This window comes from Nocardia takedensis NBRC 100417 (assembly GCF_000308695.1).
GTDB lineage: Bacteria > Actinomycetota > Actinomycetes > Mycobacteriales > Mycobacteriaceae > Nocardia > Nocardia takedensis.
This window is the reverse complement of the sequence record NZ_BAGG01000064.1, coordinates 38,242-61,419: the sequence shown is the minus strand read 5'-3', so window position 1 is coordinate 61,419 and position 23,178 is coordinate 38,242. Positions and strand designations below refer to the sequence as shown.

The following is a 23,178-nucleotide window of genomic DNA, read 5'->3' as shown; positions in this document are numbered from 1 at the left end:
TCCCCTTCCGACGAACGGAGTGACCATGAACGAACACCCCCACGACCATCCCGCGAGCAGTGAGCAACGCTATCCGGTCGACGAGCAGACGGTGGCCGCGCAGGCCGAATGGATGGCGGGCGGCGGCGGTGGCCTGGTGAGCCGATCGAGCCGCAAACTCTCCGAACGGACCTCGCGGCGGTCGATGATCTCCCGGATCGGCCGCTGGACGCTGGGCGCGTCGGGTGTCGCGGTGATCGGCGCGCTGCCGGTCTCGCGGGCGGGCGCGCAGCCCCCGGTCCTGGCCGAACCGCAGGTGCCGGAGTACACGGGCGGCAATCCCGCCGAATGCGACTACTGGCGCTGGTGCAATATGGACGGCACCTCGTGCGCGGCCTGTCAGGGCGGCGGATTGACCACCTGCGCACCGGGTTCCAAGCCCGGCGCGGAGTTCTGGGTGGGCTGCTGCACCAACCCGGCCGACAACAAGACCTACCTCATCGCCTACTACGACTGCTGCGGCGCGCCCAGTTGTTCGGATGCCTTCTGCGGCGAACCGGATATGCAGGCCCGCATGTACAACCCGGTCAGCGGCAGCTACGACCAGGAGATCATCTGGTGCGTCTCCGACGAATCGCAGGCCTACACGTGCACGATGGCCCCGATCATCGGCGCCGACTGCCAGGCCCGTCCGGCCGCGCGCCCGAAGGTGGGTGCCGGGTCGTGAACGGATATCGTCGCGCGGCACTGGCCGCCGTACCCTTGGCCGCGGTCCTGGCCGTCACCTCCTGCGGGTCCTCCGATTCCGAGGACAGCGCGTCCTCGACCGAAGTCACCTATCCCACTGTCACTTTCAGCAAGCCGGGGCCTGGCATCGGCCTGGGCGACAAGGACCAGCCGATCGGCGGGCAGTTCCCCGAACCGCTGCACGTCGGCGAGATCCAACCCATCGCGAAGACCCAGATCCTGGGCGTGGAAGGCGATTTCGGGAAACTGGAGATGACGGTCAACGCCATCGACCCCGCCACCGGCAAGATCACCACCCGCGTCGTGGTCGGCCCCGGCATCTGGGACCCGGTGGTGCACGGCTTCGTGATGGACTCCGCCGACGACCCCGCGGTGCTCGCCGCCGAGGTGTGGCGTCCCCGCGGGTCGCGCGGCGCGGCGGACTTCACCGTCAGCACCTACTCCGGCAACCTGCTCGAGCCCGCCGAGGTCGCCCTGCCCGAGGTGGCGCGGGTGCATTCGCGGCCCGGCTCCAACGCGGTCACCTCGGACGGCAGATATTTCGTCACCTGGGACGACGGGCTCTACGGCATCCGGGTGATCGACCTCGAGGCGCGCAAGGAGAGCGGCGCCGTCCGGATCGTGGGCTGTGGCCCGTTCACCTGGCTGGTCGGCCACGACCTCTACAGCGTCTGCGAGGACACCCGCGAACTGCTGCACGTCGCCATCGGCGCGGACGGTGTGCCGAAGGAGGCGGGCCGGGCGAAAGTGCTGCCCGACGATTTCGTGAGCACCCGCACCACCACTTTCGCCGCCGCCGCGAAGAAGGCGCTGCTGGTCAGCGAGAACGGCGACGTGTTCGTCCTCGACTTCGCGCGGGGACTGCCCTCGGGGCCGGTGAAACCGATCGGCAACGCGGGCGATCCCTCGGGCCGGTTCGCGCACAACGTCATCAACGCGACCGGCACCCGCCTGGCCATCGCCTACACCGACACGCCCGTGCACCCCGACTCCGCGCGCGGGGGTTCGGTGGCCAAGGTCGTGGTGTTCGACGCGGCGAACCTCGCGCCGTTGCGCACCTACACCCTCGCCGATCTCGGGATCACGGCGTGGACCTCGATGACCTACAGCGTGGACGGGTCGACCTTCTACGTGCTGGGCGACGGGTCCGAGGCGGACGGCGAAGCCCCGCAACGGCTCCTCGGATTCGACGCGGCCACCGGGAACCAGGTCAGCGCGGTCGACCTGGACGGCAACGTCGAATCGGTCACCGAACTGATCACGCCGGAGGTCCTGGAATGAACGCCGTGCTGGGTCGACGCCGGTTCCTGTCGCTCGCGACAGCCGGCGTCGGCCTGGCCGGGCTCGGCGCGGTCGGGGTGAGCGGGTGCGGCACTTCCTCGGGCAGCGCCGGCTCGCCCCCGGACTACATCAAGCCCTCCGATCCGGAGGTGGCCGCCGCCGAGGCGGCGCGCACGGCCACCGGCCGGGTGGTCGGTCACGAGCTCACCGCCGGTCCGGCCACCGTCGACCTCGGCGGACGTCTGGTGGACACCTGGACCTACGGGGGCGCGGCGGTCGCGCCGCTGCTGCGACTGACCGCGGGCGACACCCTCGCGGCCCGGATCACCAACACCCTGCCGACCGACACCAGCGTCCACTGGCACGGCATCCGGATCCGCAACGACATGGACGGCGTGCCGCCGGTCACCCAGCCGCCGATCGCCCCCGGCGGCGCGTTCGAGTACCGTTTCGTCGCCCCCGATCCCGGAACCTACTGGTACCACTCGCATTCGGGACTGCAAGCCGACCGCGGCCTGTTCGGCGCGCTCGTGGTGGAGGACCCGGCCGACGCGAGCGGGGCCGACGCCGACGCCGTACTCGTCCTCGACGACTGGGTCGACGGACTGGGCGCCACCCCCGACGCCGTGATGGCCGCGCTCAACCCGAATCTGCACGGCGGGCACGCGGGGCACGGCGGCGCGACTCCCGCACCGGTGGGCGCGGACGCGGCGGCGGTGGCGGCGGCATTGACCGGCGCGGGCCACGGGGAGTCGACCGCGCTCGGCGGCATGACCCAGCACATCGGCTACCCGCTGCACCTGATCAACGGGCGACCCCCGAACGATCCGGCGGTGCTCGAGGCCGCGCCGGGCACCCGACTGCGGTTGCGGATCGTCAACGCGGGAGCCGAGACCCCGTACCGGTTCGCCGTCGCCGGGCACCGGCTCACGGTGATCGCCGTGGACGGCTACGACGTGATCCCGACCGAGGCCGACGCCCTCCTGATCGGCATGGCCCAGCGCTACGACGTGCTGGTCACCGTGGCCTCGGGCGCGTGGCCGGTGGTCGCCGCCGTGGAGGGCCGCCCCGGCTACGCCTCGACCGTGCTGCGCAGCACCGATGCCGCGCCGATGGCGAATCCCGATGTGGGCGGGACGATTCCGGAACTCGGCAGACAACTGGTCACCGAGAGCGCGTTGCGGCCCGCCGAGCGGGTGCGCCTCGCGCGGCGCCCGCTCGACCGCGACTACTCCGTGGATCTGCTGCAAGCGGGCGACCGCTACGTCTGGGCCATGGCCGGGCCGGACGCCGGTCGCCTGATCGTGAAAACCGGTGAGCGGGTGCGGATCACCCTGCGCAACCGGTCGACCATGTGGCACCCCATGCACACCCACGGCCACACCTTCGCCATCCCCGACTACGGCGGACTGCGCCGCGACACCGTCAACGTGCTGCCCGGCGCGTCGCTGGCGATCGAATTCGACGCCGACAACCCGGGCGAGTGGATGTTCCACTGCCACAACGCCTATCACTTCGAGGCCGGGATGACGGCCAACCTGATGTACGTCCGATGAGAGGTAACGATGCACAAGCTCCTGGTCCTGGCCGCCGCGACCACCGCACTGCTCGGGCTCACCGCGTGCGGCGGCGACTCCGGCGAAGCGCCCGCCGCGACCATCCACGTGCGCGACATGAGCTACAGCCCGGCCTCGGTGACGATCAGCAAGGGGCAGAGCGTGGAATGGGTCTTCGACGACAACGGCCTGCCGCACGACGTGGTGGACGACGCGGGCGGATTCCGCAGCGACCTGGTCACCGAGGGCAGCTACACGCACACCTTCGACGCCGCGGGCACTTTCGCCTACCACTGCACCCCGCATCCGATGATGGTCGGCACCGTCGTCGTGCGGGACTGAGCGTGCTGTTCGCTTCCGCCGCGCTCCTGCTCGCCGGATGCTCGTCCGCGCCGACACCCGACGCCGTGATCCGCGTCGACCAGGTCCGTTTCGCGCCCAGCGAGGTCCGTATCCCGGTGGGCGGCACCGTCGAATGGCGTTTCGAGGACGGCGGTCTGCTGCACGAGGTGCACGCCGACGGCGTCTTCGACAGCGGCGTGCACGGCGATTCGACCTACCGCTTCAGCTTCCCCGCTCCCGGTGACATCGAGTACCGATGCTCGATCCACCCCTACATGTCCGGAATCGTGCACTTCGGCTGACGTGCCGTCACCTCAGGAGATCACCATGACAACGCTGCTCGATCACGAAGCACTGCCCGACGACCTGCCGCAGTTGCGGCCCGAACTCCCGCGCTCGGTCGGCCTCGGGTCCCGACTGACGTTGCCCGCGCTGTCCGCGGCGGCGGGTGCGGGTGTGGCCTTCGCGCTCGCGCCCGCACCGCAGACCGGACTCACCGGCGCGGTCGTGGGCGCGGCACTGATCACCGCGTTGGCCGCCAACTGGTCCACCTGCGGCATGTCGGTCGCCGGCGTCGTGGTGGCCCCCAAGCAACCCGGCAGGCGCGGGTCGTCCACCCCCGTGCGACGCCTGGGCTGGCACGCACTGGGTTCGGTGGGCACCGGTGCGGTGACCGGCGCGCTGCTGGGCGCCTTCGGTGGACTCGCGCTCGGCTTCGTCCCGATCGGCCTGCTGCTCGGCGCCTGGGCGGTCCTCGCGGTGGCCTACGGCCTGCACGAACTCGGATTGCTGTCCCTGCCGACCCCGATGCGCCGACAGCAGTTGCCGCGGCACCTGCGCCGCAGCGCCGAACCGTGGAAGGTCTCGCTGCTGTTCGGCGCGATCATCGGCCCCGGATTTCTCATCTTCATCCGCTCCAGCGCCTACTACCTGCTGGTGCTGGGCGTCGCCGCGATCGGTTCGCCCGCCCTGGGCGCGGCCCTGTTCACCACGGTCTCGCTCGGCCGCTGCCTGCCCTCGGCGCTGGCTGTCCTGCACACCCGCCGCGGCGGGTCGATGCCCGGCTTCCTGTCGCTGATGTGCCTGGTTGACCGCCGCGTCCAAGTACTCACCGGCGCGGTCCTGGTCGGACTCGGCGCCTTCGCCGCCCTGGCCCTGTAAAGTTCTCGCGCCGGGATCACCGTGATCCCGGCGCGATTCAGCCGCGCGCGAATCACACACGATGCGCGGCCTCGGGCGGTGGGAAAGACCGCGCGCCGTCCGACGCCTCGGACCGTGACCCGGGCGCTACGGCTCAGGACGCGTCGAGGACGCTCGCCGGAACGCCGTACGGCAGGAAACGGACCCGACGGCTCGCGTCGGTGTTGTCGCGGTGGGCGCGCAACGCCTCGAGTTCACTCGGGAACACCTGGTCGACGCGGGCCGCGCCTTTCTCGTCCACGCTGTAGATGACCCAGACGCCGCTGCCGGTCTCGCCGGTGGTCTCGGGCTCGGGCTTGGCCGTCGTCGGGGACTGGGTTTGCCCGGACTGCACGAACTGACCGAACAGCGACGCGAGCGAACCGACACCCACGTTGTCCACCCGGTCCAGGTAGACCCCGGCCTTGCCGAGCAGGTCACGCAGTTCGCCGCCCGCCTCGCGCAGGGCGCGCTCGAAGTCTTCCGGATCGATGCCGAACGGCCCGTTGGTTGCCATCGCCTGTGCTCCTGGGTGTCGTCGGTCGGGTACGTCCTCAGTGTCCTCGCGAAACGCCGACTTCGCCACGCCGCTTCGCGTCGGTGCCCGAGAAGATCGATTCACGCTGAGCGCAAACCTGGCGCCACGGCGCGAAAGTCCGCACCATGCACGGATGCTCGAAACGCGGGACACGGCGACGACCGAGCGGCGAACCCCGCTCTACCGTCGCCCGGGGCTGCTGCGCGCCCTCGCCCCCATCGCCCTGTTGCTGATCTGGCAGATCGCCAGCACCAGCGGCTGGATCTCGGCCAAGAAACTGCCCGCCCCGTCGGTGGTGCTCGACGCGGGCCTCGAGATCCACCGCTCCGGACAACTCGGGGAGGCCCTGCTCGTCTCCGGGCAGCGCGCCCTGCTCGGATTCGCGCTCGGCGCGGGACTCGCGTTGATCCTGGCCACCGTCGCCGCGCTCGGCAAGGTCGGCGAATACGCGCTGGACCCGCCGTTGCAGATGATCCGCACCATCCCGCTGTTCGGGCTGATCCCGCTGTTCATCATCTGGTTCGGCATCGGCGAGGAACCCAAGATCTATCTGATCGCGCTGGGCGTGTTCTTCCCCCTCTACCTCAACACCTACGCCGGAATACGCCAGCTCGACCCCAAACTCCTCGAACTGGGCCGCACACTGCAGCTGAGCCTGGTCGAACGCCTGCGTCTGCTGATCGTGCCGGGCGCGCTGCCGCAGATCCTGGTCGGTGTGCGACAGAGCCTGGGCATCGCCTGGCTCTCGCTGGTGGTCGCCGAACAGATCAACGCCAGCGCGGGCCTGGGCTTCGTGGTCAACAACGCCCGCGAGTTCCTGCGCACCGACATCGTCATCTTCGGCCTGCTGATCTACAGCCTGCTCGGACTGCTCACCGACGCGATCGTCCGCGCGCTCGAACTCCGCGCCCTGCGCCGGCGCACCGCCGTCGACCGAAGGACCAGCCGATGACGACCACCACCGAGCAGACCGCCACCCGCGCGTTCGCCGCGCGCATCACCGGACTCGGCAAGAGCTTCGGCCCGAATACCGTGCTGGAGGGCATCGACCTCGACATCGCCGCGGGCGAGATCGTGGCGATGGTGGGCCGCTCCGGCTCCGGCAAGTCGACGCTGCTGCGCATCCTCGGCGGTCTGGCGAGCGCCGACCGCGGCACCGTCACCGTGGACGATCAGCCCACCCTGGTCTTCCAGGAGGCCCGGCTGATCCCGTGGCTGCCGGTGGTGCGCAATGTGGCGCTGGGCCGTCCGCGACCGCGCAGTCGCCGTCGCGACGAAGAAGTGGCGCGCGGCCTGCTCGAGCAGGTCGGTCTGCGCGAGCGCGCCGACGCCTGGCCGCTGACCTTGTCCGGCGGCGAAGCCCAGCGCGTGGCACTGGCCAGGGCACTGGTCGCGCACCCGAGCCTGCTGTTGCTCGACGAACCGTTCGGCGCGCTCGACGCGCTGACCCGGCTGTCCATGCACGACCTGCTGCTCGGCCTGCACGCCGAACACGGCTTCGGCGTGCTGCTGGTCACCCACGACGTCGCCGAAGCGGTCACCCTCGCCGACCGCGTCCTCGTCCTCGACGGCGGCCGCATCGCCGAGGAGGTACGCGTGGAAACCTCGCGGCCTCGCGCGCATGCCGCGCCCGAAGCGGCCGAATACACCACCCGCCTTCTGGCGCTGCTCGGCGTCCGCGCCTGAAACCTCTCCCGTTCCGTTCGACGCAGGAAAGCAGTACTCGTGAAACGATTCTCGATATCCCGACTCGCCGGCGCGGCCGTGGTGGCCGCCGCTCTGTTCGCCACCGCGGCCTGCGGCGGCGACTCCGAGCCCGCCGCGGACGGCGGCCCGGTGGATCTCAGCACCGTGACGCTGAAAGTCGGTGACCAGAAGGCGATTTCGATCGAGGTGTTGCTGCGGGCGTCGGGGCAGTTGGAGAACCTGCCGTACAAGATCGAGTTCTCCACCTTCACCGCGGGCCCGCCGCTGGTCGAGGCCGCCGGTGCGGGCGGCATCGACCTGGCCCAGGTCGGCAACACCCCGGTGATCTTCGGCGCGGCGGCCAACGCCGACATCAAGATCGTCGGCGCGCTGTCCGCGACCGGCAAGGGCGACGCGATCCTGGTCGGCAAGGATTCCGCGGTCGCCTCGGTCGCCGACCTGAAGGGCAAGAAAGTCGCGGTCACCAAGGGCAGTTCCGCGAACGCGAACCTGCTGCTGCAATTGCAGAAGGCCGGACTCGGTCTCGAGGACGTCGAACCGGTCTACCTCGCCCCCGCAGACGGCTACGCCGCGCTGACCAGGGGCGATGTCCAAGCCTGGGCCGTGTGGGACCCCTACACCGCGATCGCGGAGAAGGAGGTCGGCGCCAAGACCATCGCGACCGCCGACCAGGCCGCCAACGGCTACAACTTCTGGGTCGCCTCGAACAAGGCGGTCGGGGACGCGGGCAAGTCCGCCGCCATCCGGGACTTCTTCACCCGCTACGCCGCCGCCACCAAGTGGTCCTCGGACAACCTGGACCTGTGGTCGACCAAGTACGCCGAACTCACCTCGATCCCGATCGACGCCTCCCGCATCACCTGGACCCGCTCCATCAAGGAGCCGATCCCGCTCGACAGCAAGGTGATCGACTCCGAACAGCAGATCGCCGACGCCTTCACCAAGGCCAAGGCCATCCCCGGCAAGGTCACCTTCGCCGACTTCGTGGACACCCGTTTCGACCAGAAGTAACGTCCCCGCGCCCGAGCGGCCCCGCTTCCCTGGGAGGTGGGGCCGCTCCGCGTCCGGGACCCGGGCTCATGGGTGTCGCGGGTCTCGCGTCGGCGAGCCGGAAGTCGGTGCGGCTCAGGCGTTGCCGGAGCAGGCCACGCCCGCGCCGAGTCCGATGATCAGCGCGCCGCCGGTGCCGCCCACGGCTTCGAGGCGGCGCGGGGAGCGGGCGAACCAACCGCGGGCGGTGGCGGCGGCCACCGCCCAGACGCTGTCCGACAGCAGTTGGATGCCGAGGAAGATCGCGCCCAGGATCAGCAGTTGCAGCGGCAGCGGGCCGGCGTCGGAGGCGGTGAACTGCGGAAGTACGGCGGCGAAGAAGACGGCGGTCTTCGGGTTGGTGGCGCCCACGACGAATCCCTGGCCGAAGGACCGTCGCCCGGGAACGTCCGGGATCGCCGCGAGCGAGAGGTGCCTGCGGTCGCGAATCGCGGTGACACCCAGATAGATCAGGTAGAGCGCGCCGACGATCTTGACGATCGTGAACAGCAGCGTCGAGGTCATCAGCAGAGCGCCCAGGCCCACGGCCACCGCGAGCAACGGCACGGTCGACCCGGCGACGCCGCCGAGCACCGACAGCAGCGCCGAGCGGCGGCCCAGTGTCAGCGCCCGCCCGATCGCGAACAGCACGTTCGGCCCCGGGATGACGATGATGACCAACGCCGCCAAGGCGAACGCGGCGGCGTGCGGAAGAAGCGTCATCCCCGGAACCTAGCAAGGATCGCGCGCGTTTGGGATGGACCGCGTGGGCTACCCGGGCGGCGACGCGCTCGTTCCAGTGGTGGAGATGTCCCGATGACCCGAAACGCGAATCCCGTGGCCGACGACGATGTCGTGGCGATCCCCGTCGCGACCGCCGTGCTCACCGAGGAGGAGGGGACGATGTCCGGCGAACTGGACGTCACGGTCGGCGCCGAGGGTCGGGGTCTGGTGCGGTACCGCGACACCGAGGACTGGTTCACCATCGGCAATCTCGAGGGCGATCCGCCGCGCGCGTGGACGTCGGTCACCGAACTCGCGGCGGCCGTGGAAGCCGACGCGGGCAAGCGCGACGCCGCGGGGAACACCGTGCCGTTCGCGGCGTGAGCCGCGCTCAGTAGTAGTGGCGACGGCCGCCGACCGCGCGGCCCATCGAGCCCAGGAGCATCAGCACCAAGCCGACGACCAGGACGACCAATCCGATGGTCCACAGGATCGGGATACCGAAGATCAATCCCACGACTAGCAAAATGAGTCCGATGATGATCATGACCGCTTCTTGACTTCGAAGGTTGTCCGAGGCATCCGGCCTCGGCGCTCGTCCCCGACAGCGCGCGGCGCCGGCCGCCCGCGATATCGCCCGAGGCCGTGCGTCGTACCGTCCGACCTGCGGGTTCGATCCAGTCAACTCCGCCTGCCGTGGCGCTGTCAACGTCGGTGCCCTCACCACGCTTGGATCAGCGGGACGTCGGGGCGCTGTCGCAGCCACGCGTCGGTGAGACGCGCGAGCCGCTGCGGACTGGAGACGCCGTGCACGGCGGCGATCCGGTCCTCGCGCGTCTGCAGGATCACCGCGCCCAGGACACGGCCGTCCAGGACGGCGAGCATGGCCGGACACCCGTTGACGACGGCGGCGTGCAGGGCGGGTGAACCGCCCAGCAGGCGACGTTTCGTCGCCGTCATGGTGAAGCCGACCCGCAGCGCGGCCGCGATCCGCTCGGGCGATTCGTGGTGGATCAGCTTCTTGGCGGGGCGCAGTCCCGCGCCGTCGGAGACGCTGGTCGCGTCGACGGTCAGCAGCGCCACCAACTCCTCGACACGTCCCGAGGAGGCCGCCGCCACGAACGCCTCGACCACCCGCCGCGCGGCCGCCTGATCGATGACCGCGCCGCGGCCGTTCGCGGTCACCCGGCGACGGGCCCGGTGCAGATGCTGCTGACTGGCCGCCTCGGAGATGTCGAGGATCCCGGCGATCTCGGCGTGGCTGTGCGCGAACGCCTCCCGCAGCACGTAGACGGCCCGTTCGACCGGCGAGAGCCGTTCCATCAGCGTCAACACGGCCATGGTCACCGATTCGCGCTGCTCGACGGTGTCGGCGGGCCCCAGCATCGGGTCGCCGTCGAGCAGCGGTTCGGGCATCCACGCCCCCGCGGCGCGCTCGTGGCGCACCTTGGCCGACCGCAACCGGTCCAGGGCCAGATTCGTGACGATCTTGGTCAACCACGCCTCGGGCACCTCGACGTAGGCGCGATCGGCGGCCTCCCACCGCAGGAACGCGTCCTGCACGGTGTCCTCGGCGTCGGCCGCCGAACCGAGCAGGCGGTAGGCCAACGAGGCCAGCCTGGGGCGGCCGGCCTCGAACAGCGCCACGGAGGCAGCGTCCATGCGCACGACTCTAGGCGGCGACCGACTGTTTCCCGCCGGCGACGGCCCGGTACCGGCGGGTGGGCCGCCCGAAGCTCGGGTGGCTCAGATTCCAAGCGGCCGAGGCGAGAATCGCGGACTTCACCCGGGCGGCTGCGCGGCCGCGCAGCGCCCACGACTTCGACCGGGCGTCACCGTCGACCACCTGGAAGATGGCGTCGTCGCGGCCGAGGCTGATGTGGTTGCCGACGTAGGCCAGCGCGGTCTTCGAGATCGCGCGCCCGGTGCGGTCGCCGATGATGGCGGCCGTGGCCTGCATCGCCGTGAACCCGGCCGACGCACAGGACATCGGCAGCGGACGACCGTTGTCCCCGAGGACGAAAACGCTGTCACCGGCGACGTAGACGTCCGGATGCGACACCGAGCGCATCTGCCGGTCGACGGCGATCCGTCCCTCCTCGGTCACCGCGAGGCCGCTCGCGGCCGCGATCGGGTGCACGGCGAAACCGGCCGCCCAGACGATCGCGTCCGCCGCGAGCGCGGCGCCGCCCGCGAGCGCGCCCGTCGCCTCGACCCGCTCGACGGTCGTGTGCTCGCGGACGGCGATGCCCAACCGGTCGAAGGCCCGCAGCAGATGACGACGAGCCCCTTCCCCGAGCCATCCGCCCAGTTCGCCGCTGGTGGCCAACTCGACGCGCAACTCCGGCCGGGAGTCGGCGATCTCGGTGGCCGCCTCGATCGCGGTCAGATTGCCGCCGACGACCAGTACCTTCCCGCTGTCGCCCAGTTCGTCCAGGCGTGCGCGCAGACGCAACGCGGCAGGGCGGGCGGCGACGTGGAAGGCGTACTCGGCGACCCCCGGAACGCCGTGGTCGGCGGCAGTGCTCCCGAGCGCGTAGAGCAGCGTGTCGTAGGTCAGGCGGTCGAGGCCAGCGGCCTCGGTGATCGTGACGGTCCGACTGTCCGGGTCGACCTCGGTCACCCGCGCGACCCGCACTCGGATGCCGGTGCCCGCGAAGATCTCCGTCAGCGGACGGTGGCGCAGATCCCGACCGGCCGCCAGTTGATGCAGGCGCAACCGCTCCACGAAATCGGATTCGCCGTTGATCACGGTGATCTCGAAATCGTCCGGATGCAGTCGACGGGCCAGGAGACCGGCGGAGAAGGCGCCGGCGTATCCGGCCCCGAGGACGACGATGCGGTGCGGCATGGTTCGCTCCTGTCTGTTCGCGTGCTCCTTGAACGAGACAGACCCCGCATCCCTGACACCCTCGCGAGTGAGCCGGGTCACATATCGCTTCGGTGGGCCGGGACCGCACGGAAAGAAGGGTCGGCCGTCGGCACGCTACTTGTCCGGCTTGCGCGGCTTGTTCTTGTCGTTGCCGTTCCCCGGATGGCCGTCGCCGGAATTGCCGGTGGCGTTCCCGTTGCCGGAATTGCTGTGCTTCGGACTGTTCCCCGGCCCCGAACCGCTGCCGTCACGCCCCACGCGCACCTCCCCCGGAACAGCCGCGACCGGCTGTGCCGGAATCCGCGCCCACACCGCGCCGTCGCCGAATCCGGTGCACCGCAGCGAGACTCCGTCGTCCGAGAAGCCCGCGCCGTTGACCGCCGGATCGCAGGGCTGACCGAGCACCGGCGCGATCGGCGCGGGCCGCCGCGCGATCGGCGCCGCCGTCGGCACGGTCGTGATCGGCGCGAACTGCGTCGTCGGCGTGACGGATTCGGCCTCAACGGACTCCGGTTCACCGACCCACAGCGCCCCGGCGATCACCGCGACGAGCCCGCCCGAGGCGGCCAACGCGAGTCGCGACCGATTCGACGGCCCCCGCCCACCGTCGAAAGGCCGTGTCGGTGCGGGGCCCCGCAACGATTCCCGGAACCCGGCGCGACCGGTCCCGCGCGTCGGGCCTGGTCGGCCTGCCACCTGCGCGGCAGCCGCCGCCGTGCCTGCGGCCCGAACGATCGCCGCCGGGTCTTCGGCCGGCCACGCAGCGGAAACCGGTGCCGTCGACGCGAACGACGTCCCGGCGGGATCGCCGTCGAGCACCGTTCCCTTCGGCGCGAGGTCGACGGTCGGCATCTCCTGTCCGCGCACGGCGCGATAGGCGGCGGCCGCGAAATCGCCGGCGCCGGCCCAGCGGTGGGTGGGGTCTTTGGCCATGGCTCGGATGATCGCGGCGTCGAGGTCGGCGGGCACCTCGGGGGCGAGCGCGCTCGCGGCGGGCGGCGCGGTCATCAGGTGGGCGCGCATCTGCTGCGGCGAGTCGCCGTCGCCGAACGGCCGACGGCCGGTGAGCAGTTCGTACAGCACGCACCCGAGCGAGTACTGATCCGAGCGAGCGTCGGCGGTTCCGGCGAACCGCTCGGGAGCCATGTAGCCGAGCGTGCCGACCACGTGCCCGGTGGCGGTGATCGAGGGCTGCCCCGCGTGTCCGGCGATGCCGAAATCGATCAGTCGGACACCGCCGTCGGGTGTCACCATGAGATTGGACGGCTTCACGTCCCGGTGCACCACCCCGGCGCGGTGCGCGGCGTCCAAGGCGGTGGCGGCCTGCACGACCAGACGGACCGCCGCCTCGGGGGCGAGTCGTCCCTCCCGCCGCAGCAACTCGGCGCCGTCGACGCCGTCGACGAATTCCATGTCCAGATAGAGCCGACCGTCCAACTCGCCGAAACCGTGCACCCGCACCGTGTGCGGCCCGCGCAGTCGGGCGGCCGCGCGAGCCTCCCGGAGGAAACGCTGCCGGTAGGCGGGGTCGGCGTCCGCCTCCGCCGTGAGTACCTTCAAAGCCACCCGGCGACCGGCGCGGGTGTCGTAGGCGAGCCGGACCCGGCCCGTCGCGCCGCTGCCGAGTAGTCGCTCCAGGCGGTAGTGACCGAACCACATCTCGCCCATGCGCGAACCCTCCCGCCAACCGCTGTCCCTGAGCATCTACCCAGACCGCGCCCCGCTACGCAATCCGCTAATCGTGCGAGCGCTGCGAAGTCCCCCGCCGCGACAGCGTGATCTGCCTGCGGGGAGCGCGTTCTCAGATATGGAGGTCCTCGGCCAGGAAGGGTGTGAGGATCGCCAGGAGTTCGTCGGGTCGGTCGAGCGGGATGATGTGGCCGCAGTCGGACAGGAGGTGGGCGGTGAGGCCCGATCCGGCCTCCGCGACGTGTACGCGGATGCCGTTGCTGTTGACCTCGCGCAGTGTCACGGACGGGCCGAGGGTCGACATGGCGATACCTTTCGGGATGATGGTCACCAATGGTTACCGCCCGACCGTAGGCGGCGACCGACGACCGGCCAAGACGGCACTTTCCGAACAGGTGGTGAGCTCCAGGTGACCGCGACACCGCATCCCGACCGCGCCCGCGGCGACCTCTTCTCTCCCGACTGTCCCACCCGGCGCCTACTGGACCGCATCGGCTCCAAATGGGTGTCGATGGCGATCCGGGTGCTCGCCGCGGCCTCCCCGGCGGAGATCCGCTTCGCCGAACTCCGCCGCCGCATCCCCGGGATCTCGCAGAAGATGCTCTCGGTCACCCTGCGCGACCTGGTCGCCGACGGCTTGGTGGCGCGCCGCGTCGAGCCCACCGTCCCGCCGCGGGTGCACTACCGCCTCACCGACCTCGGGATGTCGCTGGAAATCCCGCTCGCGGCCCTGCGGAACTGGGCCGAAGAACACATCGTCGAGATGACGGCGTCCCGGTCCGGGGACCGGTGATCAGTCGGCGACCGGGACGACGCGCCGGGCTCGGCGCAGCAGATGGGGGTCGTGGGCGTTGATCAGCAGGAGTTCCGGCCCGCTCGCGGCGAGCAGTTCGGCCAGGCGTTCGTGGTTGGCGCGGACCCGACGATAGTCGTGGGCGATGAAGCGTTCCATGGCGGTCAGCGTCCGGGGCGGACGGCCACCGGGCCGCAGTTGGGTCTCGCGGTAGAAGGCGTCGCCCGCGTGCAGGATCCATCGGTCCCCGAGGTCGACCGCGACGGCGGCGTGGCCACGACTGTGGCCGGGCAGACTGATCAGCGCGAGGCCGGGCGCGACGTCGCCGAGGTCGGTGACGGCGGTGAAACCGCGCCACGGTTCGCCTTCCTCGACGGGATGACGGACCAGGATCGGGTCGTGGTCGCGCTGACTCGGCAGATAGCGCCCACGCTCGCCGAAGCCGCGGGGATGCAGGGCAGCGTCGGCTTCGTTCGAGGTGAGATGCACTCGCGCCCAGGGAAAGTCGGCGATGCCGCCGGTGTGATCGGCATCGAAGTGGGTGAGCACGATGTCTCGGACGTCGCGCGGGTCGTGACCGAGGCTTGTCAGTCGGCTGACGGCGGCTTCGGCAGGATCGAAGACCGGGCGCACGAAATGGCGCGCCGGGCCGAATCGGGTCGCGGGGTCGGCGGCGTCGCGCAGGCCGAGTCCGCTGTCGACCAGCACCAGGCCGGTGGGAGCCTCCAGCAGCAATACGTGACAGACCAGCCCGTCGGGGGTGCCGGGCGGATGCATGGTGCCGCAGTTCAGATGGTGAACCTTCATCCGAAAACCTTCCACCCGATGGGTTCTCGACACGATAGCCGACCGTCGATCCGCGCCACCCGCCGGACGGTGTCGACTTCCACGGCCGCCGCACGCATTTCAGCGCGCATCCGGTTGCAGCAGCGCCGCGACGCACCGTCGCGCCGGATCGTCGCTCCCGTGTGTCGTCGGATCACAGACACCGACCGCCGCGGAACCGTCGGCGCGGGCGGCCGCGAACAGCTCGAATCCCGGTCCGCCACCGCCGTGTCCGACGATCGAGGGCGGGAATCCGTCGGTCATGAGTCCCGAGCCGTAACCCGGTTCGGCGAAGGCGTGGCCCGGAGCGTCGACCGGATGGGTCACGCGCATCGCGGCCGGGAGATCGTGACCGAGCGCGCCGCCCAGCAAACGCGCCAGACCGGCGGCGGTATCCGCGACATCGGCGCAGAACGTGCCCGTGTACACCCAGCGCGGATCGTACTCGCGCAATCGCTCGGAGATCGGGACCGTGCAATGGTCCCAATCCGTTCGGTCCGCGAAAGGCCGGGCCGGGATCTCCAGCGGTGCGAGCACCGTCGTGTCGAGAACGGTGAAGAAGTCCGCGCCCGCGGATTGCTCGAGCGCGCGCCGCAACAACAGATAACCGGGATTGGCATATCTGAAGACACCGGGCTCCGCGAGTTCCACCCGATCCAGGATCACCTCGTCCGGCCAAGCCTCCTCGCGCGCCGCCACAGCGTCCCGATACTCCGGCCACCGACCGTAATCGCCCAGCCCCGAACGGTGCTTCAACAGGTCGCCGACGGTCAACCGCGACAATCGCGCGGGCGTCGAAACCACTTCGCCGATCCGCCGCCCCGGATCGAACCGACGCAACACCGCGGCGGCGGTGAAGATCTTCGCGATGCTGTAGACCGGGGTCACCACTGACACGGCCGCCGAGTGTAGTCACCCCATCCGCTGTAGCGGGCGCTCGTGCGCGCCCGCCGCACGGAAACGCGCCGGGCGCCCGCCGAAATCGCCTGGATAACCCGGACACGCGGGCCTACCGTTGGCAGTTCGACGCGATCTCCCGAAAGGATGTCCTGTGAGCGCTGCCGGAGTCGTTCCGCTGCTCGATGTCGTGGCCACCGCCGTCTCGGCGGCGATCGCGCGAGTCCGCCCCGAGGCGGCGGGAACCGACCCGATGGTGCGCCGATCCGACCGCGCCGATTTCCGATCCGACGCTGCCCTGCCGTTGGCGAGGAGATCCGGCACGAATCCCGGCGAACTCGCCGAACGACTCGTCGCGCATTTCGTCCCGGGCGAATCGGTGGAGCGGGTGGCGGTTTCCGGTCCGGGATTCCTCAACACCGCCGTTGCCGACACCGCGCTGTGGAAGCAAGTCGCCGCCCGTCTGGACAATCCCCGTCTGGGAGTGCCCGCGAACCGGACCGGGCAGCGGGTCGTGGTCGACTACTCAGGACCGAACGTGGCCAAGGAAATGCACGTCGGGCACCTGCGGACCACCATCATCGGCGACAGCCTGGTCCGCGTCCTCGGATTCCTCGGCGCCGAGGTCGTGCGCGTGAACCACCTGGGCGACTGGGGAACCCAGTTCGGCATGTTGATCCAGTACCTGGACGAGCACCCCGATCGGCCGTGGCGTTCCGGGGAGTCGACCGTATCCGCGCTCGACGGCCTCTACAAAGCGGCCCGCGCGCGGTTCGACACCGACCTCGCGTTCGCCGACCGCGCCCGCGCCCGGGTCGTGGCCCTGCAATCCGGTGACGAGGCGACAACCGCCCGCTGGCGGGAGATCGTCGCCGAGTCGGCGCGGGCGTTCGACGCGATCTACACCCGCCTCGGGGTGCTGCTCACCGCCGACGACCGAGTCGGCGAATCCTTTTACAATCCGATGCTGCCAGAGACGGTCGCGGCGCTGCTGGAGGTGGGCGTCGCCGAGTACAGCGCGGGCGCGGTGGTCGTGGCTTCGCGGGAGGTCAACGGCCCCGACGGAACACCGGCCGTGCTCATCGCCCATAAGAGCGACGGCGGCTGCGGCTACGACAGCACCGATCTGGCCACCCTGCGCCACCGCGTCACAACGCTGGCCGCGCACCGCCTGCTGTACGTGACCGATTCCCGTCAAGCACTGCATTTCCGGTTGGTCTTCGAGGCCGCGCATCGCGCCGGGTGGCTCACCGACGCGGTGTCGGCCGAACACGTCACCTACGGCACGATCCTCGGCCCCGACAACAAACCCTTCAAGACCCGTGCGGGTGGAACGGTCCGGTTGACCGACCTGCTCGACGCGGCCGTCGCCGCCGCGGCCGCCGTGGTCGCCGAGAAGAACCCCGATCTGCCCGCCGCGGACCTCGCCGCCATCGCCGAACAAGCCGGGATCGGCGCGGTCAAGTACGCCGACCTGTCCACCGGTCGGGTCAAGGACTACGTCTTCGACCCCGTCCGGATGACCGCCTTCAGCGGAAACACCGGCGTTTACCTGCAATACGCGCACGCCCGCATCCAAGGCATCCTCGTTAGAGCCGGCGACCCCGCGCGCACCCCCGTCGACCCCACCGTCGCCCTCGCCTCGGCCGAACGCGCGCTCGTACTGACCCTCGACGCGCACGGGGCCGTGATCGCCGACGTGGCAACCACTCTCGAACCCCACCGCCTCGCGGGCCACCTCTACGACCTGGCCCGCGCGTTCACCGCCTTCTACGACACCTGTCCCGTCCTCACCGCCCCCGAACCCGTCCGCGCCAACCGCCTCGCCCTGTGTCGCCTGACCGCCGCCACCCTCGCCAACGGACTGGACCTGCTCGGCATCGCCGCGCCCACCCGCATGTAGCCGCCTTCGATGGTCCAGTCCAGAAACGTACTGCGACGGCGATCGGGAAGACACCGCTCACGAAATCGCGCGGCACTTTCGTGGCCCGCGCCGCCGAGGAGCATGTGTTCTCCGCCTGCCAGGATGGCGATATGAGCTCGGTCCCAGAAGATTTCGCAGCCGCCGTCCCGGCGAAGGCAAACGATTACGACAGTTTCGCGGGCGAGTACACGGCGGAGAACGAGAACAATCTCTACAACGCCTACTACGAGCGTCCCGCGATGCTCGACCTGGCGGGTGAGGTCAGCGGCAGGCGAATTCTCGACGCGGGATGCGGTTCCGGCCCGCTCACGATGGCGCTGCGCGAGCGGGGAGCGATCGTGTCCGGTGTCGACTCGAGTCGGGAGATGCTCGCGCTGGCCCGCGAACGACTCGGTTCCGACACCGACTTGCGCGTCGCCGACCTCGCCGCACCGCTGCCGTTTGCCGACAACTCTTTCGACGACGTCGTCGCATCGCTGGTCCTGCACTATCTGCGGGACTGGGGGCCCACGCTCACCGAGGTGCGGCGGGTCCTGAAACCCGGCGGACGCCTGCTCGTGTCGGTCGACCACCCCTTCGTCGCCTACGGCTTCCAACGCCTGGCCGGACTCGAACCCGACTATTCCGCCACCTACACCTGGAATTTCCACTGGACCATGGGCGAGAAGACCGCGCCGATGAGCTTCTGGGTGCGCCCCCTGCACGCGATGACCGACGCTTTCACCGCCGCCGGATTCCGTGTGTCGGTCCTCAGCGAACCGCAACCTCTCCCGGCCGCCCGCGACCTGTTCCCCGACGAATACCGCGCCCTCGCCACCAGCCCCGCCTTCCTGTTCTTAGTCCTGCATGCCTGAACCGATACGGCGACCGAGGATCCGGGTGGCCGCCTACGTCCTGCGCCACCACCGTGGCCCGGAACTGCTGGTGTTCGACCACGTGGGAATTCCCGAGGCGGGCACCCAGATCCCGGCGGGCGGCGTGCACCCGGGCGAGGACCTCGAGGGCGCGGTCCGCCGCGAGACCGCCGAGGAAACCGGCCTGTTCGACCTCGAGGTGATCGCACGCCTGACCGTCGACCACCGCCCGCACCCGGAATCGGGTCACCCCCGCCACACCACGTTCTTCCACCTACGCGCCCGTCCGGAAACCCCCGACTCCTGGACCCACCGCGTAGCCGGAACCGACACGGACGCCAGCCTCGAATTCGCCTGCCACTTCACCCCCCTCCCCTTGACCACCCCCTTGGCCGACAACCAACACGCCTGGCTCCACCTCCTCCACCCCTGAATCCCGGAAACGCGGAGAAAATCGGTGGATCGGGGGGCTGGTGGCCGGCGATGATTGCCCACATGAGCTTGTCGTCGTATTGGCCGTTGGCCGACTTGCGTGTGCGGACACCGCGACTCGAATTGCGGATGCCCGGTATGGCGGAGTTGGGGGCGCTGGCGGGTGTGGCGGCGGAGGGGGTGCACGATCCGGCGGTGCAGCCTTTCACGGCGGAGTGGACCGACGCGGACCCGGACGAGCGGGCGCGGCGGGTTCTGCGGTGGCACTGGGGATGTTGGGCGGACTGGCGGACGGACGCGTGGACGCTGAATCTGGTCGTCCTGCAGGACGGTGTGGTGGTGGGGACGCAGTCGGTCGGCGCGAAGGATTTCGCGGTCTGCGCGGAGGTGAACACCGGTTCGTGGCTGGGCCGGGCCCACCACGGCCGCGGGATCGGCACGGAGATGCGGGCGGCGGTGCTCGAGGTGGCCTTCGTCCACCTCGCGGCGGCCACGGCGGTTTCGGGTGCTTTCGAGGACAATCCGGCCTCGCACGGCGTGGCCCGCACACTCGGATACGAGCCGGATGGGATCGAGGTGCACGCGGTGCGGGGGAAGCCCGCGGTGCTGCGGAGGTTGCGGCTGACTCGCGCGCGGTGGGAGGCGCATCGCCGCGTGCCGGTGCGGGTGAGTGGTTTAGCGGAATGCCTGCCCCTGTTCGGGAGCCGAACCCCTTGACTCTCACAGCGTCTGCGAGACTCGTCCACAACGGAAGGGGGCGCCGGTGATTCCCGAATGGGCGAGGCAGAGCGGCTCGGGAGTTCGACTGGATTGGGGGTTGACCGGCGCGCGGGCGCTCGGTCCCGGCAGCGCCGCCCTCGTCGTGGTCGACGTACTGTCCTTCACGACCTCGGTGACGGTGGCGGTCGAGGCGGGCACGCGGGTCCTGCCCTATCGGTGGCGCGACGAGACCGCCGCGGAGTTCGCGGTCGCCAGGGACGCGCGGTTGGCGGTGGGGCGCAGCGCCGTCTGCGCGGAGCAGCCGTGGTCGCTCTCGCCCGCGGCGTTGCGGCGCGCGCCCGCTCCGGCCCGCCTGGTGCTGCCGTCGCCGAACGGGTCGGCTATCTCGGCGGCCGTCGACGGCGTGCCGGTGCTCGCGGCCTGCCTGCGCAACGCGTCCGCGGTCGCGCGCTGGATCGTCGCGCAGGGCTGGGGCACCGCGCACCGACCTGTCTCGGTGATCGCCGCCGGTGAGCATTGGCCGGGCCAGGACGTGGTGCGCCCCGCGGTCGAGGACTGGCTGGGCGCCGCCGCCGTGATCGCCGCGCTGGCCGATCTGGGCGCGGGTCCGCTGTCGCCGGAAGCCGTGGTCGCGAAGGCGAGCCACGACGGCGTCGCCGACCTTGCCGCGTTGCTCGGCGACTGCGCGTCGGCGCGCGAACTGACGGCCATCGGGTTCGCCGACGACGTGGCGGTGGCCGTCGAGGTCGATGCCAGCGCGGTGGTTCCGCTTCTGGTCGACCGGGCCTTCACCGATGCCGCAGGCGACAGCGCGGGCACCGCCGATCGGCTACCCGAAGCCGACGACGCCTCCGACCCATCGATCGTCGGTGACCGTCGTCACGGCTGATTGCCTCGCCGATGTCGGGGTACGCCGGAAGGGACAGTTCATTTCCGACGGGAGGTCACACAGTGCCCGAACATGGCAACGGAGTTCGTGAAGGTGTCGAAGGCGTCGTCGAGGACGTGAAAGGCAAGGCCAAAGAGGCCGCGGGCCTGGTCACCGGCCACAACGATCTGAAAGAGGAAGGCCGCGCCCAGCAGGACAAGGCCGAATCCCAGCGTGAGGCCGCGCAGAAGGAAGCCGCCGCGGAGAAGGCGCGCGCCGAGGCCGACGTGGACGAGGCGCGCCAGGCCGCGCATCAGAACGACCGCTGACCGGCCAGAACGATACTTCTCGAGGTGGTCGGGCCGCAGGGCTCGACCACCTCGGTCGCGTTCGAACCGTCTGCGCTCAGGGGGTGACGATGGCGAAATCCGGATCGGGGGCGTCGAGCAGGGCGAACAGACGCTTCAGCACCGTCGGGTCGCCGGTGTGGTCGATGCCGTCGAGTCCCTTACCCGCCAGGACGCCGAGCAGTTGCGCGTGGGTGAGGTTCACCGTGAGATCGACCGGCACCTTCGACCGCGGGTCCGGGGTCTGGATCAGCACGCCGTTGGACAGGGTCAGCCGTACCACGGTGTCCAGATCGGTGAAGTTCCATTCGATCCGGAACGACTCCCGCGCCGCTCGCGGCCCGTTCACCCGGATCGCCACGGTGTCGAACAGTTGCTCCACCGACAGGGCCGCCGCCATGCCCGAGCCGAGGTTCAGCGGGGTCGACTGGATTCCCGTGCGCAGTTCGCGCGCGCCGGTGAGGTAGAAGCCGCGCCAGGTGGCGTTCTCCGCACCGATACCGAGACGCTGATAGACCTGGGCGAGCGCTTCTTTCGCAGTCGCGTTGTCCGGTTCGGCGAACACCGCGTGGGTGAGCAGTTCGGCGGCGAAGCGCAGGTCGCCGGAGTCGGCGTAGGCGCGCCCCTTCTCGATGACGGCCTCGACGCCGCCGATCGTCTCGACGTAGCGCGCGGCCTTCGCCTCGCGCGGATGCTCCCAGAGCGAGGTGGGATGGCCGTCGAACCAGCCGAGATAGCGCTGGTAGATCGCCTTGACGTTGTGGCTGACCGACCCGTAGTACCCGCGCACGCTCCACGCCGCGTCCAGGCCGGGCGAGAGTTGGATCGACTCGGCGATCTCCGCGCCGTTCATTCCGCTGTTCATCATGCGCACGGTCTGGTCGTGCAGGTACATGTACATGTCGCGCTGCTCGGACAGGTAGGACACGATGTTGTCGACGCCCCAGGTCGGCCAGTGATGCGAGGCGAAAGCGACCTCGGCGTCGATGGCGAACATCTCGATGGCCTGGTCGATGTAGCGCGACCAGACGCGCGGGTCGCGGACCTGGGCGCCGCGCAGGGTCAGCAAGTTGTGCAGGTTGTGAGTGGCGTTCTCGGCCACGCACAGCGCGCGGTGGCGCGGGAAGTAGAAGTTCATCTCGGCGGGGGCTTCGGTGCCGGGCGTCATCTGGAACACGATCGGGACGCCGTCGACGGTTTCGCGCTGACCCGTGTGCGTGATGTCCAGGGTCGGCGCGATCAGGCCCACCGTTCCCGTGGACGCCTGGATGCCGAGGCCGGTGCTGCACTGTCCTTCGGGCCCCGGCGTCATGCCCATGCCGTACATGTAGGTGCCGCGCCGGGTCATCGCCACACCCGCGTACACATTCTCCGCGACCGCTTCCGCCATGAAACCCGCGGGCGCGAGGATCGGCACGTCGCCGCGGCCGTCGGGCAGGACGCCGCCGACGCCGCCGAAGTGGTCGCCGTGCGAATGCGTGTAGATCACCGCGGTGACGGGCCGGTCCCCGCGCTCCTGGCGATACAGCGCCAAGCCTGCCGCCGCGCATTCGGCCGAGATGAGCGGATCGATCACGATCACACCGGTCTCGCCCTCGACGATGGTCATGTTGGAGATGTCGAAACCGCGGATCTGGTAGATCCCCTCGACGACCTCGTAGAGTCCGTTCCGCGCGCACAGTTGCGCCTGCCGGAACAGACTCGGGTCGATCGTGTCCGGGCAAGGCCCGTCGAGGAACGCGTACCCGGTGGTGTCGAAGACCACCGTGCCGTCGGCCCCGGTGATCCGCATCGGCGTCAGGGTCTTGATGAACCCGCGATCCGCGTTCTCGAAATCGGTGCGATCGTCGTAGTCCAGCGCCATCGGGGATCAGCT

Annotated in this window: 27 protein-coding genes; 17 read left to right on the top strand and 10 right to left on the bottom strand. The window is 70.3% G+C overall.

Annotated elements, in window-relative coordinates; translation table 11 throughout:
- Positions 1 to 25: 25 nt before the first annotated feature.
- From ON30_RS13905 to ON30_RS13880, 6 genes are read left to right on the top strand one after another with little or no spacing between them, the layout of a single operon-like run.
- Entirely contained in the window at positions 26 to 706 is a 681-nt protein-coding gene (locus ON30_RS13905) for a methylamine dehydrogenase light chain (protein WP_040707294.1), read from the top strand.
- On the top strand, positions 703 to 2,007 hold the full coding sequence (locus ON30_RS13900) for a hypothetical protein (RefSeq protein WP_040707292.1): 1,305 nt from the start codon (positions 703 to 705) through the stop codon (positions 2,005 to 2,007). The genes ON30_RS13905 and ON30_RS13900 overlap by 4 nt, the downstream gene beginning before the upstream one ends.
- The gene (locus ON30_RS13895; protein WP_040707290.1) at positions 2,004 to 3,563 is read left to right on the top strand and encodes a multicopper oxidase family protein; all 1,560 of its coding nucleotides are present in this window, start codon (positions 2,004 to 2,006) and stop codon (positions 3,561 to 3,563) included. The genes ON30_RS13900 and ON30_RS13895 overlap by 4 nt, the downstream gene beginning before the upstream one ends.
- 9 nt (positions 3,564 to 3,572) lie before the next feature.
- On the top strand, positions 3,573 to 3,905 hold the full coding sequence (locus tag ON30_RS13890; RefSeq protein ID WP_040707288.1) for a plastocyanin/azurin family copper-binding protein: 333 nt from the start codon (positions 3,573 to 3,575) through the stop codon (positions 3,903 to 3,905).
- Positions 3,906 to 3,907: 2 nt separating this feature from the next.
- Positions 3,908 to 4,207, top strand: a complete 300-nt coding sequence (locus ON30_RS13885) for a cupredoxin domain-containing protein (RefSeq protein ID WP_040707286.1) — start codon at positions 3,908 to 3,910, stop codon at positions 4,205 to 4,207.
- A gap of 25 nt (positions 4,208 to 4,232) precedes the next feature.
- Positions 4,233 to 5,066: a hypothetical protein gene (locus tag ON30_RS13880; RefSeq protein ID WP_040707284.1), complete on the top strand. Its 834-nt coding sequence runs from the start codon at positions 4,233 to 4,235 to the stop codon at positions 5,064 to 5,066.
- 133 nt (positions 5,067 to 5,199) lie between these two features.
- Here ON30_RS13880 and ON30_RS13875 read toward each other — a convergent pair whose 3' ends face one another.
- Positions 5,200 to 5,601, bottom strand: coding sequence for an Rv0313 family protein (locus tag ON30_RS13875; RefSeq protein WP_040707283.1), 402 nt, complete (start codon positions 5,599 to 5,601; stop codon positions 5,200 to 5,202).
- A 154-nt stretch (positions 5,602 to 5,755) separates the two neighbouring features.
- On the opposite strand from ON30_RS13875, the gene ON30_RS13870 reads away from it, so the two are divergent.
- Genes ON30_RS13870 through ON30_RS13860 form a run of 3 tightly spaced genes read left to right on the top strand, consistent with a single transcriptional unit; the run spans position 5,756 to position 8,340 of the window.
- Positions 5,756 to 6,574, top strand: a complete 819-nt coding sequence (locus ON30_RS13870) for an ABC transporter permease (protein WP_040707281.1) — start codon at positions 5,756 to 5,758, stop codon at positions 6,572 to 6,574.
- A complete protein-coding gene (locus ON30_RS13865; RefSeq protein ID WP_051029304.1) occupies positions 6,571 to 7,308 on the top strand; it encodes an ABC transporter ATP-binding protein in 738 nt (245 codons plus the stop codon). Before ON30_RS13870 ends, ON30_RS13865 begins: the two co-directional genes overlap by 4 nt.
- Positions 7,309 to 7,362: 54 nt before the next feature.
- The gene (locus ON30_RS13860; protein WP_373282540.1) at positions 7,363 to 8,340 is read left to right on the top strand and encodes an ABC transporter substrate-binding protein; all 978 of its coding nucleotides are present in this window, start codon (positions 7,363 to 7,365) and stop codon (positions 8,338 to 8,340) included.
- Positions 8,341 to 8,454: 114 nt separating this feature from the next.
- On the opposite strand, the gene ON30_RS13855 is transcribed toward ON30_RS13860, so the two are convergent.
- Entirely contained in the window at positions 8,455 to 9,081 is a 627-nt protein-coding gene (locus tag ON30_RS13855; RefSeq protein ID WP_040707278.1) for a LysE family translocator, read from the bottom strand.
- Positions 9,082 to 9,174: 93 nt separating this feature from the next.
- On the opposite strand from ON30_RS13855, the gene ON30_RS13850 reads away from it, so the two are divergent.
- Positions 9,175 to 9,465: a hypothetical protein gene (locus ON30_RS13850; RefSeq protein WP_245554038.1), complete on the top strand. Its 291-nt coding sequence runs from the start codon at positions 9,175 to 9,177 to the stop codon at positions 9,463 to 9,465.
- 7 nt (positions 9,466 to 9,472) lie between these two features.
- Here ON30_RS13850 and ON30_RS40115 read toward each other — a convergent pair whose 3' ends face one another.
- The 5 genes from ON30_RS40115 to ON30_RS40615 form a co-directional block, all read right to left on the bottom strand.
- On the bottom strand, positions 9,473 to 9,628 hold the full coding sequence (locus tag ON30_RS40115; protein ID WP_085999330.1) for a DUF6131 family protein: 156 nt from the start codon (positions 9,626 to 9,628) through the stop codon (positions 9,473 to 9,475).
- A gap of 173 nt (positions 9,629 to 9,801) precedes the next feature.
- Positions 9,802 to 10,743, bottom strand: a complete 942-nt coding sequence (locus ON30_RS13845; RefSeq protein WP_040707277.1) for a sigma-70 family RNA polymerase sigma factor — start codon at positions 10,741 to 10,743, stop codon at positions 9,802 to 9,804.
- Between the two features lie 10 nt (positions 10,744 to 10,753).
- On the bottom strand, positions 10,754 to 11,932 hold the full coding sequence (locus tag ON30_RS13840) for an NAD(P)/FAD-dependent oxidoreductase (protein WP_040707275.1): 1,179 nt from the start codon (positions 11,930 to 11,932) through the stop codon (positions 10,754 to 10,756).
- A 135-nt stretch (positions 11,933 to 12,067) separates the two neighbouring features.
- Positions 12,068 to 13,621: a serine/threonine-protein kinase gene (locus ON30_RS36100; protein ID WP_051029303.1), complete on the bottom strand. Its 1,554-nt coding sequence runs from the start codon at positions 13,619 to 13,621 to the stop codon at positions 12,068 to 12,070.
- Between the two features lie 133 nt (positions 13,622 to 13,754).
- A complete protein-coding gene (locus ON30_RS40615; protein WP_040707274.1) occupies positions 13,755 to 13,973 on the bottom strand; it encodes an alpha/beta fold hydrolase in 219 nt (72 codons plus the stop codon).
- A 78-nt stretch (positions 13,974 to 14,051) separates the two neighbouring features.
- On the opposite strand from ON30_RS40615, the gene ON30_RS13825 reads away from it, so the two are divergent.
- A complete protein-coding gene (locus tag ON30_RS13825) occupies positions 14,052 to 14,435 on the top strand; it encodes a winged helix-turn-helix transcriptional regulator (RefSeq protein WP_040707272.1) in 384 nt (127 codons plus the stop codon).
- Here the strand turns inward: ON30_RS13825 and ON30_RS13820 are convergent, their stop codons facing one another.
- Together ON30_RS13820 and ON30_RS13815 are read right to left on the bottom strand one after the other, a co-directional pair.
- Positions 14,436 to 15,242, bottom strand: coding sequence for an MBL fold metallo-hydrolase (locus ON30_RS13820; protein ID WP_040707376.1), 807 nt, complete (start codon positions 15,240 to 15,242; stop codon positions 14,436 to 14,438). It lies immediately after the preceding gene.
- A gap of 99 nt (positions 15,243 to 15,341) precedes the next feature.
- Positions 15,342 to 16,157, bottom strand: a complete 816-nt coding sequence (locus ON30_RS13815) for a serine hydrolase (protein WP_083911382.1) — start codon at positions 16,155 to 16,157, stop codon at positions 15,342 to 15,344.
- A gap of 154 nt (positions 16,158 to 16,311) precedes the next feature.
- Between ON30_RS13815 and argS the strand changes: the two genes are divergently transcribed.
- From argS to mbp1, 6 genes are all read left to right on the top strand, one after another.
- On the top strand, positions 16,312 to 18,060 hold the full coding sequence (gene argS / locus ON30_RS13810; protein ID WP_040707269.1) for an arginine--tRNA ligase: 1,749 nt from the start codon (positions 16,312 to 16,314) through the stop codon (positions 18,058 to 18,060).
- A 131-nt stretch (positions 18,061 to 18,191) separates the two neighbouring features.
- Positions 18,192 to 18,935 carry a class I SAM-dependent methyltransferase gene (locus ON30_RS13805; protein ID WP_040707374.1) on the top strand — a complete coding sequence of 248 codons (744 nt, stop codon included), beginning with the start codon at positions 18,192 to 18,194 and terminating at the stop codon, positions 18,933 to 18,935.
- 25 nt (positions 18,936 to 18,960) lie between these two features.
- Complete coding sequence (locus tag ON30_RS13800) at positions 18,961 to 19,368, top strand: NUDIX hydrolase (protein ID WP_218006263.1); 408 nt, start codon at positions 18,961 to 18,963, stop codon at positions 19,366 to 19,368.
- A gap of 62 nt (positions 19,369 to 19,430) precedes the next feature.
- The gene (locus tag ON30_RS13795; protein WP_245554037.1) at positions 19,431 to 20,084 is read left to right on the top strand and encodes a GNAT family N-acetyltransferase; all 654 of its coding nucleotides are present in this window, start codon (positions 19,431 to 19,433) and stop codon (positions 20,082 to 20,084) included.
- A gap of 49 nt (positions 20,085 to 20,133) precedes the next feature.
- On the top strand, positions 20,134 to 20,976 hold the full coding sequence (locus tag ON30_RS13790) for a 2-phosphosulfolactate phosphatase (RefSeq protein WP_083911391.1): 843 nt from the start codon (positions 20,134 to 20,136) through the stop codon (positions 20,974 to 20,976).
- A gap of 62 nt (positions 20,977 to 21,038) precedes the next feature.
- Positions 21,039 to 21,284 carry a microaggregate-binding protein 1 gene (gene mbp1, locus ON30_RS13785; RefSeq protein WP_040707267.1) on the top strand — a complete coding sequence of 82 codons (246 nt, stop codon included), beginning with the start codon at positions 21,039 to 21,041 and terminating at the stop codon, positions 21,282 to 21,284.
- A gap of 76 nt (positions 21,285 to 21,360) precedes the next feature.
- On the opposite strand, the gene ON30_RS13780 is transcribed toward mbp1, so the two are convergent.
- Positions 21,361 to 23,166, bottom strand: a complete 1,806-nt coding sequence (locus tag ON30_RS13780; RefSeq protein WP_040707265.1) for an alkyl/aryl-sulfatase — start codon at positions 23,164 to 23,166, stop codon at positions 21,361 to 21,363.
- Between the last annotated feature and the right edge of the window lie 12 nt (positions 23,167 to 23,178).

Excerpts from the sequence above, each read along its gene's own strand:
- ON30_RS13905 (WP_040707294.1), top strand. The coding sequence starts at position 26 with ATGAACGAACACCCCCACGACCATCCCGCGAGCAGTGAGCAACGCTAT.
- ON30_RS13895 (WP_040707290.1), top strand. The coding sequence starts at position 2,004 with ATGAACGCCGTGCTGGGTCGACGCCGGTTCCTGTCGCTCGCGACAGCC.
- ON30_RS13890 (WP_040707288.1), top strand. The coding sequence starts at position 3,573 with ATGCACAAGCTCCTGGTCCTGGCCGCCGCGACCACCGCACTGCTCGGG.
- ON30_RS13880 (WP_040707284.1), top strand. The coding sequence starts at position 4,233 with ATGACAACGCTGCTCGATCACGAAGCACTGCCCGACGACCTGCCGCAG.
- ON30_RS13875 (WP_040707283.1), bottom strand. The coding sequence starts at position 5,601 with ATGGCAACCAACGGGCCGTTCGGCATCGATCCGGAAGACTTCGAGCGC.
- ON30_RS13870 (WP_040707281.1), top strand. The coding sequence starts at position 5,756 with ATGCTCGAAACGCGGGACACGGCGACGACCGAGCGGCGAACCCCGCTC.
- ON30_RS13865 (WP_051029304.1), top strand. The coding sequence starts at position 6,571 with ATGACGACCACCACCGAGCAGACCGCCACCCGCGCGTTCGCCGCGCGC.
- ON30_RS13855 (WP_040707278.1), bottom strand. The coding sequence starts at position 9,081 with ATGACGCTTCTTCCGCACGCCGCCGCGTTCGCCTTGGCGGCGTTGGTC.
- ON30_RS13850 (WP_245554038.1), top strand. The coding sequence starts at position 9,175 with ATGACCCGAAACGCGAATCCCGTGGCCGACGACGATGTCGTGGCGATC.
- ON30_RS40115 (WP_085999330.1), bottom strand. The coding sequence starts at position 9,628 with ATGATCATCATCGGACTCATTTTGCTAGTCGTGGGATTGATCTTCGGT.
- ON30_RS13845 (WP_040707277.1), bottom strand. The coding sequence starts at position 10,743 with ATGGACGCTGCCTCCGTGGCGCTGTTCGAGGCCGGCCGCCCCAGGCTG.
- ON30_RS13840 (WP_040707275.1), bottom strand. The coding sequence starts at position 11,932 with ATGCCGCACCGCATCGTCGTCCTCGGGGCCGGATACGCCGGCGCCTTC.
- ON30_RS36100 (WP_051029303.1), bottom strand. The coding sequence starts at position 13,621 with ATGGGCGAGATGTGGTTCGGTCACTACCGCCTGGAGCGACTACTCGGC.
- ON30_RS13820 (WP_040707376.1), bottom strand. The coding sequence starts at position 15,242 with ATGAAGGTTCACCATCTGAACTGCGGCACCATGCATCCGCCCGGCACC.
- ON30_RS13805 (WP_040707374.1), top strand. The coding sequence starts at position 18,192 with ATGAGCTCGGTCCCAGAAGATTTCGCAGCCGCCGTCCCGGCGAAGGCA.
- ON30_RS13795 (WP_245554037.1), top strand. The coding sequence starts at position 19,431 with ATGAGCTTGTCGTCGTATTGGCCGTTGGCCGACTTGCGTGTGCGGACA.
- ON30_RS13780 (WP_040707265.1), bottom strand. The coding sequence starts at position 23,166 with ATGGCGCTGGACTACGACGATCGCACCGATTTCGAGAACGCGGATCGC.